The following is a 15,083-nucleotide window of genomic DNA, read 5'->3' as shown; positions in this document are numbered from 1 at the left end:
GCCCCTTGTGAAATGTCACGCATTGGTGAGGCGCAATATCGGAAAAAACGGGCCAAATCCGTAACATACAAGACAAAATCAGTGCCAATTCTCACATCAATATGCACATGACGAACCATCTGAATGAGACTATGTGGGTAATGTATCGCCCAGCCCGAACACAGAATTCAGAGGTATCGCCATGGCTTCCGACGGACGTGAAGCGTTCTATCACGGCACCGACACAGAGGGGCGGCCCATCAGACGGCCCATGTCGCCGCATCTGGATATCTATCGTTTCCGCCTCTCCATGGCGCTCTCGATCGGCAATCGCATATCGGGTGTCGCCTCGTCCCTCGGTGCAGGTCTGGCTGTGGCATGGCTTGCTGCCCTGGCACAGGGCCCACGCGCCTTTGCACGCGCCCAGCGCGTGGCAACGCATCCTCTGGGCCGGCTGGTGTTTCTCGGCTGGGGCGTCGCCACACTCTACCATTTCGTCGCCAGCATCCGCCATCTGATCTGGGATAGCGGCGCACGCTTCGAGAAGAAGGAAATCGACGAGGACGGGCGGCGTTCGGTCTTTGCCACGGCCGGGCTGTCGGTTGCGCTTGTCACCGCCTTTGTCGCCCTCTCCCGGCTGCGCAGCAAGGGAACAAAAGCATGAACCGTTCTTCCGACATGCGCACGCCTCTGGCGCGTGCAAAGGGGCTTGGCGGCATGGCCGACGGGGCCGAGCACTGGACGGCTGAGCGTATCTCAGCCGTGCTGCTTGGCCCGCTTTCCATATGGGGTGTCGCCCAGATCCTGCGTCTGGCCGGGCACGACCGCGCTGCCATTCTGGCCTGGGCAGGCTGCGTGCAGAATGCTGCCCCGCTTGGGTTGCTGATTGCCCTGACAGGCCGCCATGCCCAGCTCGGACTGGAAGTTGTGGCCTCCGATTATTCGCGTGGCTGGCGGCGCTTCGGGCTGCGTCTGGTCATCCGCCTGAGCACGCTTCTTTTCGTGGCGCTCGGTTGCGCCTCGCTCGCCCGTATCCTCATGACCCGCACGACGGAGACAAGATAATGAGCGCGGAATCCGCCAAGAAATACCGTATCGTCGATCACGCCTATGATGTCGTGGTCGTCGGTGCCGGGGGCTCGGGTCTGCGCGCCACGTTGGGTATGGGCGCCGGAGGCCTGCGCACGGCCTGCGTTACCAAGGTTTTCCCCACACGCAGCCATACCGTGGCCGCCCAAGGTGGAATTGGTGCCTCGCTAGGCAACATGTCCGAGGATAACTGGCGCTGGCATATGTACGACACCGTCAAGGGGTCGGACTGGCTGGGCGATCAGGACGCCATCGAGTTCATGTGCCGCGAGGCCGAAAGCGCCGTGATGGAGCTGGAACATTTCGGCGTTCCCTTCTCGCGCACGGAAGACGGCAAGATCTATCAGCGTCCGTTTGGCGGCCATATGAGCGAATATGGCAAGGCCCCTGTGGCCCGCGCCTGTGCCGCTGCCGACCGTACGGGCCATGCCATCCTGCACACGCTGTATCAGCAATGCCTCAAGCATCGCGTCGATTTCTACGTCGAGTATTACGTGCTCGACCTGATCATGGATGATGAGGGCGTCTGTCGCGGCATCGTGGCCTGGTGCCTCGATGACGGCTCCATTCATCGCTTCAGCGCCAAGATGGTCGTACTCGCAACCGGCGGTTACGGGCGCGCCTTCCAGAGCTGCACCTCGGCCCATTCCTGCACGGGTGATGGTGGCGGTCTGGCCATGCGCGCCGGTGTGCCGACTCAGGACATGGAATTCGTGCAGTTTCATCCTACCGGCATTTTCCCGGCGGGCTGTCTGCTCACGGAAGGCTGTCGCGGTGAAGGCGGTTATCTGACCAATTCCGAGGGCGAGCGCTTCATGGAGCGCTACGCGCCCACCGCCAAGGATCTGGCCTCGCGCGATGTCGTGTCACGCGCCATGACCATCGAGATCAATGAAGGCCGTGGCTGTGGTCCCAAAAAGGACCATATCATGCTGCATCTGGAACATCTCGGCCCGGAATTGCTGCACCAGCGTCTGCCCGGCATCTCTGAAACCGCGCGCATTTTCGCCGGGGTGGACGTGACCAAGGAGCCCGCTCCGGTGCTGCCCACGGTCCATTACAATATGGGCGGTGTACCGACCAATCTGCACGGCGAGGTCCTGCGCCCCACCAAGGACAATCTCGAAGCTGTCGTGCCCGGACTGATGGCGGTCGGTGAGGCTGCCTGCGTTTCCGTGCATGGTGCCAACCGTCTGGGGACGAACTCCCTGCTCGATCTGATCGTGTTCGGTCGTGCGGCTGGCAAGCGTGCTGCCGAGATCATCGATCCCAGCGTGCCGGTACCACCGCTGCCCAAGGAGGCGGGCGAGGCCATTCTGGCCAAGTTCGACCAGATCCGCGAGGCTTCAGGCAAGTTCACCGTGGCGGAACTGCGTGAGCGCCTTCAGCGCATTATGCAGAGTCATGCGGCCGTGTTCCGCAATACGAAATCCCTCGCTGACGGATGCGAGAAAATCCGGGAGCTTTGGAAAGACGCGCAGCATATGGGGCTGGCCGATCGCTCGCTGATCTGGAACAGCGATCTGATGGAAGCCCTGGAATTCGCGAATTTGCTGGCCAACGCGACGGTGACCATCGAAAGTGCCCATGCACGCCATGAAACGCGTGGCGCCCATGCCCATGACGATTATCCCGAGCGCGATGACGAGCACTGGATGAAACATACCGTCTCCTATCTCGATAAGGATGGTGCGGTGAGCCTGCTCTACCGGCCGGTGCGGATGCAGACCCTGACCAATGATGTCGAGGTCTTCCCGCCCAAGAAACGTGTTTACTGAGGAGCCTCACCATGGTTGAACTCCGCCTGCCCAAAAACAGCACGACCCGCCCCGGCAAATTCTATCCGGCGCCTGCCGAAGCCAAGCGCAAGGCCACGTTTCAGGTCTATCGCTGGTCGCCCGATGACGAGTCCAATCCGAGCCTCGACAGCTATGAACTCGATCTCGACAAGGTCGGGCCGATGGTTCTCGATGCCCTGCTCTATATCAAGGACCATATCGACGCGACGCTGACCTTTCGCCGCTCCTGCCGCGAGGGGATCTGCGGGTCCTGCGCCATGAACATCGATGGCGAGAACACGCTGGCCTGTCTCAAGCCCATCAGTTCGATCAAGGGCACGGTCAAGATCAATCCGCTGCCGCATATGCCAGTGGTGAAGGATCTAGTGCCCAACCTGAACGGCGCTTATGCCCAACTTGAGTCCATTCAGCCCTGGCTGAAAAGCGACACCCCGCCGCCGCCTGATACCGAACGCCTGCAAAGCGTGGAAGAGCGCGAAAAACTGGATGGCATGTGGGAATGCATCCTGTGCTTCTGCTGCAGCACGTCCTGCCCGTCCTATTGGTGGAATGGCGACCGTTATCTCGGGCCCGCCACGCTGCTGGCCGCCAATCGCTGGATCATGGACAGCCGCGACGACCATACGGGCGAGCGACTGGAAGCGCTGGATGATTCCATGAAGCTCTATGGCTGCCGCACCATCATGAACTGCACCCAGACCTGCCCCAAGGGTCTGAACCCGGCCAAGGCCATCGCCAATATCAAGAAATTGCAGGTCGAGCGGGAATAGGCTCGACACCCTTGCAGATCAGAAAAGAAAAGGCCGGGATACTCTCCCGGCCTTTTTTATTTCCAAACGTTTATCCAACTTGGCGCGGGCTACGTTCGACATAGGGCCGCGACACAATGGCAGCGAGCAATCCACACGCCGCCGCCGCAGAAAGCCACAATGCGGGCATGGCCCTGTCCTGGGTCTGCAAGATCAACCAAGTGCATACGACTGGGCTAAACCCACCGATGCAGGTGGCTAGACTGTAGGCCAGGGAGAAACCCGTCGTGCGTATACGCGGCGGTACGATCTCGGTCAGCCAGACGATGGCGGCCCCGTTATAGGCACTGTAGAGTATCGCCAAAGCCAGCTCGACACTGAGCAACCTGCCGAAGCTCGGCGCAGCCACCAACCATTTCATCATCGGCCATGCCAGACACAGCACGAGCGCTGTGGCGCCAATCAGCAGCTTCTTGCGCCCGATCCTGTCAGAAACCAGCCCGAAAACAGGGACCAGAACCAGATTGGCGAGCCCCGCGCAAAGCGTGACCAGCAGCGCATCCTGCCGTCCCAGATGCAGCACGCGCGTGCCAAAAGCAGGGCAATAGGCGGTGATTACATAAAACGAGACCGTGCTCATCACACCGGTCAGGATACCAATCAGGCCTACATACCAGTTACGCACCAAAGACACCGCAATCTCCCAAATGCCGGGATGCGTGGCCTGAGAGGAAAAAGCCTCGGTTTCCTGCAGATTGCGCCGCAGGAATATAAGCACAGGCACAATCATGCAGCCCAGCGCGAGAGGAATTCGCCACCCCCAGGCCGACATGACCGGACCGCCCAGCAGGGATGTCAGGCCAAATCCGATTGCCGCGGCCAGCACGACGGCCAACTGAATGGAGGCAGACTGGAAAGCCACGATGAAACCACGATTTTTCTCCGTGGCGATTTCGGACAGATAGACAGAACTCGATCCCACCTCGACCCCGGCAGAAAACCCCTGGATCAGCCGCCCGAGCAACACCAGAAGCGGCGCGAGAATACCGATCCTCTTGTAACTGGGCGTCAGGGCCAGGGTCATGGTGCCAATGGCCATGAGGGTGAGCGTGAGGATAAGCCCCTTGCGCCGCCCGATACGATCAACATAGGCGCCAAGCACGAGCGCGCCCAGAGGGCGCATCACAAATCCTGCGCCAAATGTCGCAAAGGAGGCCATCATCTGGGTCTGCACATCGGCCGTTGGAAAAAATGCGTTGCCGATATCGAGCGCGTAATAGCCGAACACCATGAAATCGTACATTTCGAGCATGTTGCCGCTCGCGACCTGGCCTACGGCCTTGGCAAGACGACGGCGTGAGGGCGGCTCGTTTGTCATGATGCGGGTTCGCTTCTGTCGTGATGGATGTCAGATCTGCCAGGCCGGGGGTTCCGGCCCGCAGGATGAAATCCATCCTAACGACAAACAGGCATCATGCGAAATGATGCAGGCAAAGTGCAGGTATACTGTCAGTACAGAGCAGTTATCACCACGCGCACCCGGCCCTCAGCCGGGCTTGTTCGCCTCGTATTCCTTCATAAGATCTGCCAGGCCGTGCTGACGCTTCGTTTTAAGCCTCGCTGCGACCAGAATCGACTGTGCCTCCCGCACGGCGCGATCAAGTTCAGCATTGACGATCACATGATCGAATTCGCTCCAGTGCGAAATTTCGGCCAGAGCCGCGCCCATGCGCTTGTCGATTTCGGATTCCGCATCCGAAGCCCGCGAGCGCAGGCGGCGATCGAGCTCCTTCATCGAGGGGGGGAGCACGAAAAGGCTTACCACGTCGTCCGGCAGCGCCGCGCGCAGGAGCCTGTGCCCCTGCCAGTCAATATCGAACACCATGTCCCGCCCTCTGGCGAGCGCGGCCTCGACCGGCGCACGGGGTGTGCCGTAACCGCGACCGAACACCTCGGCCCATTCCAGCAACTCCCCTTTCGCGGCCATGTCGCGAAACTGGTCCATGCTGCGAAAATGGTAATGTACGCCCTCTTTCTCGCCGGGACGCGGGGCACGCGTGGTGACCGATACGGAATGGGCAAGGCTGGAATCACCCGCGCGCAGCGCATTGGCGATGGTCGATTTCCCTGCGCCGGAGGGTGCCGAAATCACGAGGCAGACGCCACGTCTTGCTATGGTCGTCATGTCACACCTCCAGTCCCACGTCATCACTCGTGCTGAGCCATAGCCGTTCGGGCAGGATTTGAAAACATGGGAGCATAGGTCCCCCCGCGCCGTGGACAGAGCGCGGCGATTCGTCTGGCGTTCAGGGCCGCCCCTCCCCGTCATCCACTATGAGCGTCATCGTTACAAAACAGCTGTTTTTACGCCACAAAGCGCCTACACAGTTCGACACAATCAAAATGCATCCCGGTCACCACGCATCCCGGTCCTCGTCAGGAGAGATCATGCAGGCTGTCGATATGGAAAACCGCTTTGGCTGGGGTGCTTGCCCCGATGCCCCAACGCCTGATTCAGGGCGTCACTGGCTGATGGCGCAGCTTGAAGGCCTGCAAAGCCGGTCCTGGGGTGCCCTTGGCACGAGCGCCGATGGTCTGGTGGCACTGCGTACGCAGCGACAGGAAAAGCTGCGTGGCAACCCATTGGTCAAACCCATTCTGCAAGCGGAGATAACCGCCCAGCTCGCGGCTGTGCTTGATGGCGTGCAGCCCTTTCGCGAGAGGCTGGTGTGGTTCTGGTTCAATCACTTCACGGTCAGCCAGAAGCAGGATCGTACGAAAGCGGTCATCGGGGCCTATATGCGCGAGGCCATACGCCCGCATGTGACCGGACGCTTCGTCGATATGCTGACTGCCGTCATGCGCCATCCGGCCATGCTGATGTATCTCGACAATGTCGCCTCGATCGGGCCGGACAGTCCCGCCGGCCTGAAGCAGCATCGCGGCCTGAACGAAAATCTGGCGCGGGAATGTCTGGAGCTGCACACACTCTCGCCGGCCTCTGGCTACACACAGAACGACGTCACGAATTTCGCGGCAATCCTGACCGGCTGGGGCGTGGACATGAAAGCCGAGGCACCGGGATTCCGCTTCAATCCCCGTGCCCACCAACCGGGTAGCAAGACGCTGCTTGGCCAGGTTTTCCCCGAGGGCGAGGCAGGCGGCGTTGCGGCCCTGCAGTTTCTGGGTACGCATCCCGCAACGTACAAGCATATCGCCACGCAACTCGCCCGGCATTTCCTGACCGACACCCCGACACCTGCCCAGATCGCCCCCATCATGACCGCCTTGCAGCGTAGTGGCGGCAATCTGCAGGATGCGACCCTTGCCCTTGTCGATCTGGCAGGAGCAACACCGCACGGCAGCAAGCTGCGTACACCCATGGAATATGCAGCCGCCGCCCTGCGTGCCACGGGAACGATACCGGCTCTGACCGGCGCGAATACGAGCAACCCGCACGACCCCCACGCCCCTGCCATGATACTGGCGGCCGCCTGTGCCGCGATGGGTCAGCCGGTCTGGAATGCCCCCATGCCCAACGGGTGGAGCGACCTTGCGCCGGACTGGTCGGCCCCTGCCGATATGATGGCCCGAGCCGACTGGGCCTATCGCTTTGCTGGCAGGCTGACCGAACAGAACCCCGAGACCGTGGCTCAGGTCGCATTAGGCCCCCTGCTACGCCCCGCCACAAATCTGGCCATGCAACATGCCGGATCACGGCGCGACGCTTTCACCCTGCTTTTTTCTTCACCCGAGTTTCAGAGGCGCTGACCCATGATGCTCCGTCGTCGTTCTGCCCTTCTCGGTCTGGCCGCGAGCTGGTCTCTCGGTCGCTCCTCCCTTGCTTTTGCGGCGCCATCCGCCGTCTCGCCCGGTCAGACTCAGGATGCGCGACTGGTCGTGATCCTGCTTCGCGGTGCGCTCGATGGCATGGCGGCTGTCACCCCCTATGGCGACCCCGGGCTCGCTGCGCTGCGCAAGGCGCTTGTCCTGCCTGAGCCGGGGCAGGATCAGGGATTGCTCGATCTGGGTGGTACATTCGGGCTGCATCCCGCCCTGGCGGGGCTGCACGACCTATATGGTGCCGGGCAGATGCTTCCAGTCCATGCCGTTGCCGCGCCGTATCGCACGCGCTCTCATTTTGACGCCCAGGATTATCTTGAAAGCGGGGCGGATCATCGTCTCTCCAGCGGCTGGCTCAATCGTGCCGTTTCTTTCCTGCCAGGGCAGAGGCAGCACCCCGAGGGGCTGGGTCTGTCGCTTGGGCTCGATGTACCCCTGTTATTGCGTGGTCCCGCCCGCATCGGCAGCTATGCCCCGGCGGGCAGCCAGCATCCCACAGACGAGCTTTACCGCCAGATTGCAAAGCTGAATGAGCATGACAGGCTGACCGGCCCGGCCTTTCACAACGGCCTTCTGACCCGTGGTTTTTCAGACAATGCCCTGGCGCAGGGCGCCATGCAGGTCGGACGCAAGGAGGATGGTTTCACACGTCTGGCCTCGGCAGCAGGGCTCATGATGTCACGCGACGACGGGCCACGTGTCGCCGCCCTGGAAATAGGCGGATGGGACACCCATGCGGGCCAGATCGGGGCGCTCAAGGCCCCGCTTGCCCGGCTCGATCAGGGAATAACAACTCTGAGAAACAATCTGGACGCATCCTGGTCACGCACAGTGGTGCTGGCCATGACCGAATTCGGCCGAACCGCCCGCATGAATGGCACGGGCGGGACCGATCACGGCACGGGGGCCGTGGCCTTTCTGGCGGGCAGCGCTGTGCGTGGCGGACGTGTCGCCGGAACATGGCCGGGATTGCGCCCCGGGCAGCTTTTTGAAAACCGCGATCTCGCACCGACAACCGATCTGCGCAGTGTCATAGCCGGAATCCTGTGTGCTCACATGCATCTGCCACGCACAGCGCTCGCGCAGGTCTTTCCCGATGGCACACCCGATCTGATGACAGGCCTTGTAGCGTAGCAATACGCCGGGGCTGAATTGCCCCGGTGCAACAGCCAGTCTCAGGGGATGAGTTTTCGCGCCTGCAGCAGGGTAAACAGATCGGCAAAGGAACGCCGTGTATCGTGATACCCTGTAAAGCCGAACAGACGGCTTTTCGTCATGTCGGTCACACATTCCACCGGGCGGCCCAGATCAGCATCCGTATGCCAGGGCGAGGCCAGACGGGTCAGGTCAGGCTCAACCAGATCATGCTTTTGGGCGAGCGCCGACCATACATCTTCCTTGCCGCCCATCAGGGCTTCGAGCGAGGTTGCCTCACCGGGATAGGGCGCAGCCTCGATGCCAAACCAGTTGGCCAGTTCACCCCATAGGCTCGACCAGCGAAACACGTCACCATTGACCACATTGAAAGCCTGGTTACGCCCGGCCGGATTTGTCGAGGCCCAGTGAATCTGGCTCGCAAGCTGCCTTGCATCCGTGACATCTGTGAGTGCGTTCCACTGGGTAGGGGAACCGGGAAACACGAAGGGCATCCCTGTCTCGCGGCATAGCGAGGCATAGACAGCGAGCGTTGTGCCCATATTCATCAGATTGCCAATGGCAAAGCCGATCACCGTATGAGGGCGATGCACCGACCACGTGAAGTTGAGGCTGCGCGATGCCTCAAACAGCACGTCTTCCTGCGCGTAATAGAAATTCTCGACATCCAGACGCCCCATGCTTTCGCGGAAGGGGGTGACCGGCGGTGCGCCTTTGGCGTAGGCATCGAATGGCCCGAGATAATGCTTGAGCCCGGTAACAAGCGCTGCATGGACAAGAGCTTCCGGCCTGGGCAGCGCCTCGAACACATTGCGCAGCATGGCAGCATTGGCGATGCAGTTCTCACGCTCGGTTTCGCGCCGCGTCCATGTAGTGAAGAACACATGGCTTGGCGCGATATCCGCCAGCGCCGCCTTCAGCCCCTGCGGGTCGAGCGTGTCGGCCTTGATGGGCAACACCGTGGCGGGAAGCGCCTCAATGCGGCGGGCAAGGCCATAAACGGTCCAGCCTTCGGCCACCAGACGATTGGCAAGATTTTGCCCGACCAGACCGGTCGCACCGATGATAAGGGCAGTATGGGTCATCAGAAATACTCCAGCGTCGTTCCTGTCTTTCCGAAGCTGGGGCGAGGGAATAAAAAACACAATCCGGCACCTTTTTGTGCCCTGGTTACCTGAAGGGCTCCATGACCGACCCCACCCCGTCTCCTGATCTGCTGGCAGGCTACCGTCAGGCCCCGTTTGCCGAGGATTGCGCCCCACGACGCCTGCTCAAGCTGTTTTCAGGCAAATGGGTGACCATGATCCTGCATGCCCTGCATATATCCGGGGGGTCAGCCCGCCCTGGCGCCCTGCAGCGCAACCTGCCTGGCTTGTCGAAAAAGATGATGACCCAGACGCTACGCGATCTTCAGACGGCCGGTCTGGTCGAACGGGTCGTAATCCAGACCATGCCACCCAATGTGGAATACAGGCTGACCGCGCTTGGCCAGCGCTTTATCGAACCGCTGGAAATGCTTTATTGCTGGGGTGTCCGCCATGCGGATCTCCTGCAGCAGCTTGGCCAGCAACCCGACTGACCAGCGCCCGAGTGATCCGCACCCGAGTGATCCGCACCCGAGTGATCCGCACCCGAGTGATCCGCACCCGAGTGATCCGCACCCGAGTGATCAGCGTCCTACGAGCGCTTTCATGCTGGCGGGATAACGTTCACCCACAACGTCGATCTGCGTCAGCGCCTCGTCGATCGCCTGCGATTCATCGGAGCCAAGTGCCAGTGTCGCGCCGCCGAGATTTTCCTCCAGACGCGACAGGCGACGCGTACCGGGAATGGGCACGATCCACGGCTTGCGGGCCAGAAGCCAGGCAAGCGCAATCTGCGCCGGGGTGGCCTGACGCTGCGCCGCAATGGCTTCGAGCTGCGTGACCAGCGCCTGATTGGCCTGCAACGCCTCCGGAGCAAAGCGTGGCACGATCTTGCGGAAATCCTGATCGCTGAACTGTGTGCTCGTGTCGATCTTGCCCGTCAGGAAGCCCTTGCCCAGCGGGCTGAAGGGGACGAACCCGATGCCAAGTTCTTCCAGCAGCGGCAGGATTTCCTGTTCGGGCTCGCGCCACCAGAGCGAATATTCGCTTTGCAGGGCAGCGACTGGCTGCACCGCATGGGCCTTGCGAATGGACGCCGCACCCGCCTCGGACAGGCCGAAATGGCGGATTTTACCCTCCCATATGAGTTCCTTGACTGTCCCTGCCACATCCTCCATCGGCACATCAGGATCGACACGATGCTGATAGAACAGATCGATCACATCGGTACGCAGGCGCCTGAGCGCGTCCTCGGCAACCTGACGGATGCGGGCCGGATGACTGTCGAGCCCATCGCCCGGCCTGCCATTGCGAAAGCCGAACTTCGTGGCAATCACCACATCCTTGCGGAAAGGCGCGAGCGCCTCGCCCAGCAGGCTCTCATTGGTGCCGGGGCCATAAGCCTCGGCAGTGTCGAAAAACGTGACCCCGCGCTCATAGGCACCGCGCAGGAAGGTGATGGCGCTTTCATGATCTTCGGCGGGGCCATAACCAAAACTCAGCCCCATGCACCCCAGACCAAGGGCAGAAACCTCGAGTCCGCTTTTTCCCAAAACCCGCTTTTCCATGTTCCGGTCTCTTTCCGATGATTATGATGTGTGTAAGGACCTGTTCAGCCCTGAACCTCAGTCAGCGCGGCGGTACTGTTCGTCGCTCACCTTATCCAGCCATCGGGTGGAAACACCCTCGACGCTCTCGGTAATGGCGACGTGGCTCATCGCACATAGCGCCGAGGCACCGTGCCAGTGTTTCTCATCGGGCTCGAAAAACACGATATCGCCGGGGCGCACTTCCTCTACCGCGCCGCCGTCGCGCTGCACCCAGCCCAGCCCGGAAAGCACCAGAATGGTCTGTCCCTTGGGGTGCGTATGCCAGGCCGTACGGGCACCGGGCTCGAATGTGACCGTTGCACAGGCCAGCGCACCGCTTCCCGAAAAAGGCGCGTCCACACGCACCCTGCCGGTAAACCAGGCGTCATTTCCCTGCGCAGAGGCTGTGCTACCTGAACGTGTGATCTGCATGGTGATCCCTTTCCCGAAATTCCCGGATCAGCCGCCTTGCGGGCGCGACGGGGCGATGAGGCATAAAACCATTATCCTGCGCAAACGATTAGCGCGTATAATCGGCACGTACCTATGTTGGATTTTCATGAATGAAACGCGATGATCTGGTCGATCTGAACGCCTTTCTGGCCGTAGCGGAAGAGCAGAGCTTTACGCGTGCGGCGGCAAGGCTTGGCACGTCGCAATCGGCACTCAGCCATACGGTCAGACGGCTCGAAACCCGCCTTGGCGTGCGGCTTCTGACACGCACCACGCGACGGGTCTCGGCCACCCTCGCCGGTGAAAGGTTACTCCAGACCCTTGTCCCTGCGCTTGACAGTATCAGCGACGAAATCGCTGCCATCAGTGAATTGTCCGAGCGTCCCTCAGGCACGATCCGGCTCACCACCTCCGACCATGCCGCCCGAACCCTGATCTGGCCCGCATTGCGGCGCCTGCTGCCCGGATACCCGGAGATACAGGTGGAACTCGCCATCGATTCAGGCCTGACCGACATCGTGGCCGAGCGCTTCGATGCAGGTGTGCGACTGGAAGAAACCATCGCACGTGACATGATTGCGGTACCGATCGGGCCACCGTTGCGCATGGCCGTTGTGGGCGCCCCTGCTTATTTCGCGCATCAGGCACCTCCCCGGCAGCCGCAGGATCTGTCACAGCATCAATGCCTGAAACTGCGCATGGCCAGTTCGGGGGCGATCTATGCCTGGGAGCTGGAAAAAGGGCGACGCAGCCTGCGTGTTCGCCCCGAGGGGCCCCTGACATTCAACAATGCTCCTATGCTACTCGAAGCTGCACGAGACGGGTTTGGTCTGGCCTGCGTCATGGAGGATCAGATTCTCGATGATGTGGCAGCTGGGCGGCTTGTTCGCGTGCTGGAGGATTGGTGCCCCCCCTTCCCCGGCTACCATCTCTATTACCCGAGCCGCCGCAATACCTCGGCAGCCTTTCGACTGCTTGTCGAGGCCTTGCGGTATCGCGCCTGAAACAGAGCCTCTTGCTCAGTATTCCTGAGCGGTCGGGCGGAACAGGATTTCGTTGATATCCACCGCCTCGGGCTGGCTCATGGCAAACACCACACATTCCGCAAAGGATTCCGGCGGAATGGCGTAATTCTGGTAGAACGCCTTCATCGATTTCGCCGTATCCGGGTCGGTGATGCTGTCTGTCAGCTCTGTCGCCACCGCGCCGGGGGAGATGATGGTGGTGCGGATATTATAGGGTTTGACCTCCTGCCGCAGCCCTTCAGAGACAACACGCACAGCCGATTTGGTGGCGGAATAGACCGCCCCGCCCGGCCCGACCTTATGCCCCGCTACGGAAGACACGTTGATGATATGGCCGCTCTTCTGCTTTTGCATCTGCGGCAGCACGGCGGCGATGCCATAAAGCGTGCCCTTGAGATTGACATCGATCATGCGATCCCAATCCTCGATACGGCGCTTTTCAAGCGGCGAATGAGGCATCAAACCGGCATTGTTGATCAGCACATCCACACGCCCATGCAGCGCGATGGCGTGATCGACCAGAGCCTGCACTTCGGCGCTGCGGCTGACATCGGTTTTCTTGACAGCATAACGCCCGATGGAAAGGGAATCCGCCAGGGCTTCAAGCCTGTCGAGACGCCGAGCCCCCAGAACGATTTTGGCCCCTTCTGCAGCAAGACGTCGCGAGACTGCCTCGCCCAGCCCGCTGCTCGCCCCGGTCACCACAACGACCTTGCCTGCAATTTCCCTGGTCATGATCAGGACTCCTTTCTGTCAGCAAAAACCTGTCTCGCAATGCCCAGCGCGGTCGAGGCGGTAGGCCAGCCGGCATAGAAAGCGAGATGGGTGATGATTTCGATGATTTCCGCCTCGGTCACACCGGTCTCGAGCGCCTTGCGCAAATGAAAACCGAGTTCATTGCCTCGATAGAGGCTGATCAGGCATGTGACGGTGACGATACAGCGCTCACGCGGTGCAAGGCCGGGCCGGGCCCAGACCTCGTCAAAAAGCACCGTATCGGTATAGCGCGCCAGATCCGGCGCAATATCACCAAACGCCTTGCGCGCCGTTGTCGAGGCAGGAATGTTCTGCTCTGTTCGGGGCTCGTTCATGACCTGACCCTCCCTGTCATTATTGGCAAGGGCTTAATCTAGAGCGGGAAAGCCCATGCCAATTAGATCATGAATTCTGCATGGTCCTATATCGACCATTCATGAAACCGGGAGAGGATCAGGCGAGCCATGCCGTGGCCCGCCTTGCCTTCACCCTGCCACCAGCAGACCCGCGAAACATGCCTGTATATGAGCGCGCGCCCGTATTACCGCCGCCAGTGGGGGGGCCTTGTCGGGGTCCTGCTCGGCCTCAACCACCATCCAGCCCTGATAGCCGCTCTGGGCGACAAACGCTGCGAGTGGGCCAAAATCGATGCAGCCATCACCCGGCACGGTAAACACCCCCGCGCGTACGGCGTCATTGAAACTCAGATCATCACCGCGCACACGCTCCAATACCGCCGGGCGCACATCCTTGAGGTGAATATGACAAATACGTGCGCCATAGCGATCGATCAGGCGGCGATAATCGAACCCTGCCGCCATTGCGTGCCCGGTATCGAGCAAAAGACCCACCTCGGTCGAGAGCGCATCGAAAACCTGACAGATTTCCGGAAATGTTTCTGCCACCATCATCAGATGATGATGATAGGCAAGCCGTATGCCGTACCGCGCGCGCAGCATGGCATCGAAAACACTCAGCCGTCCGGCATAGTCGCGCAAGGCCTCACGCGACAGTTTCAGGCGGCGTGACATGGGCTCATCGAGCGGCGCGGCAGACGGGGCCATGGCGCCACATTCACCATAAACCATGACCTGACAGCCCATCGCCCGCAGAAGCTGGGCATGACTTGCGACATCCGCCCATTCCTCCTCCACATCGCGCTCACCCAGCCGGCCCGAATACCAGCCCGAAGCCAGCGCCAGGTGATGGCGCTGCAGAACAGGTGTCAGATCCTCGGCATTGCGCGGATATTTTCGCCCCAGCTCCGTCCCCTCATACCCGGCGGCGGCGATCTCGCTCAGACATTGGTCAAGCGGCGTCTTATTGCCCAGATCCTCCAGCACATCGTTCGTCCATGAAAGCGGGCTGCATCCCAGCCTGACGTTTGGCGGCAGACCCGTGCTGCCTGATGTCTCATCCATCATCACCCCTCCGCTCACAGGTGCTCGTCGTTCCGATTGCCTGAGGCTAGGGCAGAGCGTGGGGCTGGACACGCATAGATTTGATGTGTTCGCATCACTCGGGTGAGATATATAACATCCGTCATAACAGATGGTCGGAT

Annotated in this window: 16 protein-coding genes; 8 read left to right on the top strand and 8 right to left on the bottom strand. The window is 60.9% G+C overall.

Annotated elements, in window-relative coordinates; all coding sequences use genetic code 11:
- The first annotated feature begins 181 nt into the window (after positions 1-181).
- From sdhC to Asbog_RS01830, 4 genes are read left to right on the top strand one after another with little or no spacing between them, the layout of a single operon-like run.
- Positions 182-643 carry a succinate dehydrogenase, cytochrome b556 subunit gene (gene sdhC / locus Asbog_RS01845; RefSeq protein WP_231944631.1) on the top strand — a complete coding sequence of 154 codons (462 nt, stop codon included), beginning with the start codon at positions 182-184 and terminating at the stop codon, positions 641-643.
- Complete coding sequence (sdhD, locus tag Asbog_RS01840; RefSeq protein ID WP_062163878.1) at positions 640-1,044, top strand: succinate dehydrogenase, hydrophobic membrane anchor protein; 405 nt, start codon at positions 640-642, stop codon at positions 1,042-1,044. The genes sdhC and sdhD overlap by 4 nt, the downstream gene beginning before the upstream one ends.
- The gene (gene sdhA, locus Asbog_RS01835; protein ID WP_062163877.1) at positions 1,044-2,846 is read left to right on the top strand and encodes a succinate dehydrogenase flavoprotein subunit; all 1,803 of its coding nucleotides are present in this window, start codon (positions 1,044-1,046) and stop codon (positions 2,844-2,846) included. Before sdhD ends, sdhA begins: the two co-directional genes overlap by 1 nt.
- Positions 2,847-2,857: 11 nt before the next feature.
- Positions 2,858-3,637 carry a succinate dehydrogenase iron-sulfur subunit gene (locus Asbog_RS01830; protein ID WP_023979649.1) on the top strand — a complete coding sequence of 260 codons (780 nt, stop codon included), beginning with the start codon at positions 2,858-2,860 and terminating at the stop codon, positions 3,635-3,637.
- A 70-nt stretch (positions 3,638-3,707) separates the two neighbouring features.
- Here Asbog_RS01830 and tcuC read toward each other — a convergent pair whose 3' ends face one another.
- Together tcuC and gmk are read right to left on the bottom strand one after the other, a co-directional pair.
- Entirely contained in the window at positions 3,708-4,994 is a 1,287-nt protein-coding gene (gene tcuC / locus Asbog_RS01825; protein WP_062163876.1) for a tricarballylate/proton symporter TcuC, read from the bottom strand.
- A 168-nt stretch (positions 4,995-5,162) separates the two neighbouring features.
- Positions 5,163-5,801, bottom strand: coding sequence for a guanylate kinase (gene gmk, locus Asbog_RS01820; RefSeq protein WP_083510656.1), 639 nt, complete (start codon positions 5,799-5,801; stop codon positions 5,163-5,165).
- 263 nt (positions 5,802-6,064) lie between these two features.
- On the opposite strand from gmk, the gene Asbog_RS01815 reads away from it, so the two are divergent.
- Positions 6,065-7,387 carry a DUF1800 domain-containing protein gene (locus Asbog_RS01815; RefSeq protein ID WP_083510655.1) on the top strand — a complete coding sequence of 441 codons (1,323 nt, stop codon included), beginning with the start codon at positions 6,065-6,067 and terminating at the stop codon, positions 7,385-7,387.
- Positions 7,388-7,390: 3 nt separating this feature from the next.
- Complete coding sequence (locus tag Asbog_RS01810) at positions 7,391-8,593, top strand: DUF1501 domain-containing protein (RefSeq protein WP_062163874.1); 1,203 nt, start codon at positions 7,391-7,393, stop codon at positions 8,591-8,593.
- Positions 8,594-8,634: 41 nt separating this feature from the next.
- Here the strand turns inward: Asbog_RS01810 and Asbog_RS01805 are convergent, their stop codons facing one another.
- Positions 8,635-9,699 (bottom strand): SDR family oxidoreductase, encoded by a 1,065-nt coding sequence (locus tag Asbog_RS01805; protein ID WP_062163873.1) that lies wholly within the window; start codon positions 9,697-9,699, stop codon positions 8,635-8,637.
- 101 nt (positions 9,700-9,800) lie between these two features.
- Between Asbog_RS01805 and Asbog_RS01800 the strand changes: the two genes are divergently transcribed.
- Positions 9,801-10,193, top strand: coding sequence for a winged helix-turn-helix transcriptional regulator (locus Asbog_RS01800; RefSeq protein WP_062163872.1), 393 nt, complete (start codon positions 9,801-9,803; stop codon positions 10,191-10,193).
- A gap of 90 nt (positions 10,194-10,283) precedes the next feature.
- Here Asbog_RS01800 and Asbog_RS01795 read toward each other — a convergent pair whose 3' ends face one another.
- Both Asbog_RS01795 and Asbog_RS01790 read right to left on the bottom strand, forming a co-directional pair.
- Positions 10,284-11,267: an aldo/keto reductase gene (locus tag Asbog_RS01795; RefSeq protein WP_062163871.1), complete on the bottom strand. Its 984-nt coding sequence runs from the start codon at positions 11,265-11,267 to the stop codon at positions 10,284-10,286.
- Between the two features lie 57 nt (positions 11,268-11,324).
- The gene (locus Asbog_RS01790; RefSeq protein ID WP_062163870.1) at positions 11,325-11,720 is read right to left on the bottom strand and encodes a (R)-mandelonitrile lyase; all 396 of its coding nucleotides are present in this window, start codon (positions 11,718-11,720) and stop codon (positions 11,325-11,327) included.
- Positions 11,721-11,851: 131 nt separating this feature from the next.
- Between Asbog_RS01790 and Asbog_RS01785 the strand changes: the two genes are divergently transcribed.
- Positions 11,852-12,745, top strand: a complete 894-nt coding sequence (locus Asbog_RS01785; RefSeq protein ID WP_062163869.1) for a LysR family transcriptional regulator — start codon at positions 11,852-11,854, stop codon at positions 12,743-12,745.
- A 15-nt stretch (positions 12,746-12,760) separates the two neighbouring features.
- Here Asbog_RS01785 and Asbog_RS01780 read toward each other — a convergent pair whose 3' ends face one another.
- The 3 genes from Asbog_RS01780 to iolE all read right to left on the bottom strand — a co-directional run bounded on the left by Asbog_RS01780 (position 12,761) and on the right by iolE (position 14,946).
- On the bottom strand, positions 12,761-13,501 hold the full coding sequence (locus Asbog_RS01780) for an SDR family oxidoreductase (protein ID WP_062163868.1): 741 nt from the start codon (positions 13,499-13,501) through the stop codon (positions 12,761-12,763).
- A gap of 2 nt (positions 13,502-13,503) precedes the next feature.
- Positions 13,504-13,857 carry a carboxymuconolactone decarboxylase family protein gene (locus Asbog_RS01775; RefSeq protein WP_062163867.1) on the bottom strand — a complete coding sequence of 118 codons (354 nt, stop codon included), beginning with the start codon at positions 13,855-13,857 and terminating at the stop codon, positions 13,504-13,506.
- A 150-nt stretch (positions 13,858-14,007) separates the two neighbouring features.
- Positions 14,008-14,946: a myo-inosose-2 dehydratase gene (iolE, locus tag Asbog_RS01770; RefSeq protein ID WP_146926429.1), complete on the bottom strand. Its 939-nt coding sequence runs from the start codon at positions 14,944-14,946 to the stop codon at positions 14,008-14,010.
- Positions 14,947-15,083 lie beyond the last annotated feature (137 nt).

The sequence above is a fragment of the Asaia bogorensis NBRC 16594 genome, from assembly GCF_001547995.1.
Lineage (GTDB): Bacteria > Pseudomonadota > Alphaproteobacteria > Acetobacterales > Acetobacteraceae > Asaia > Asaia bogorensis.
The sequence above is the reverse complement of the archived record's forward strand: the minus strand, read 5'-3'. Positions and strand labels throughout refer to the sequence as shown.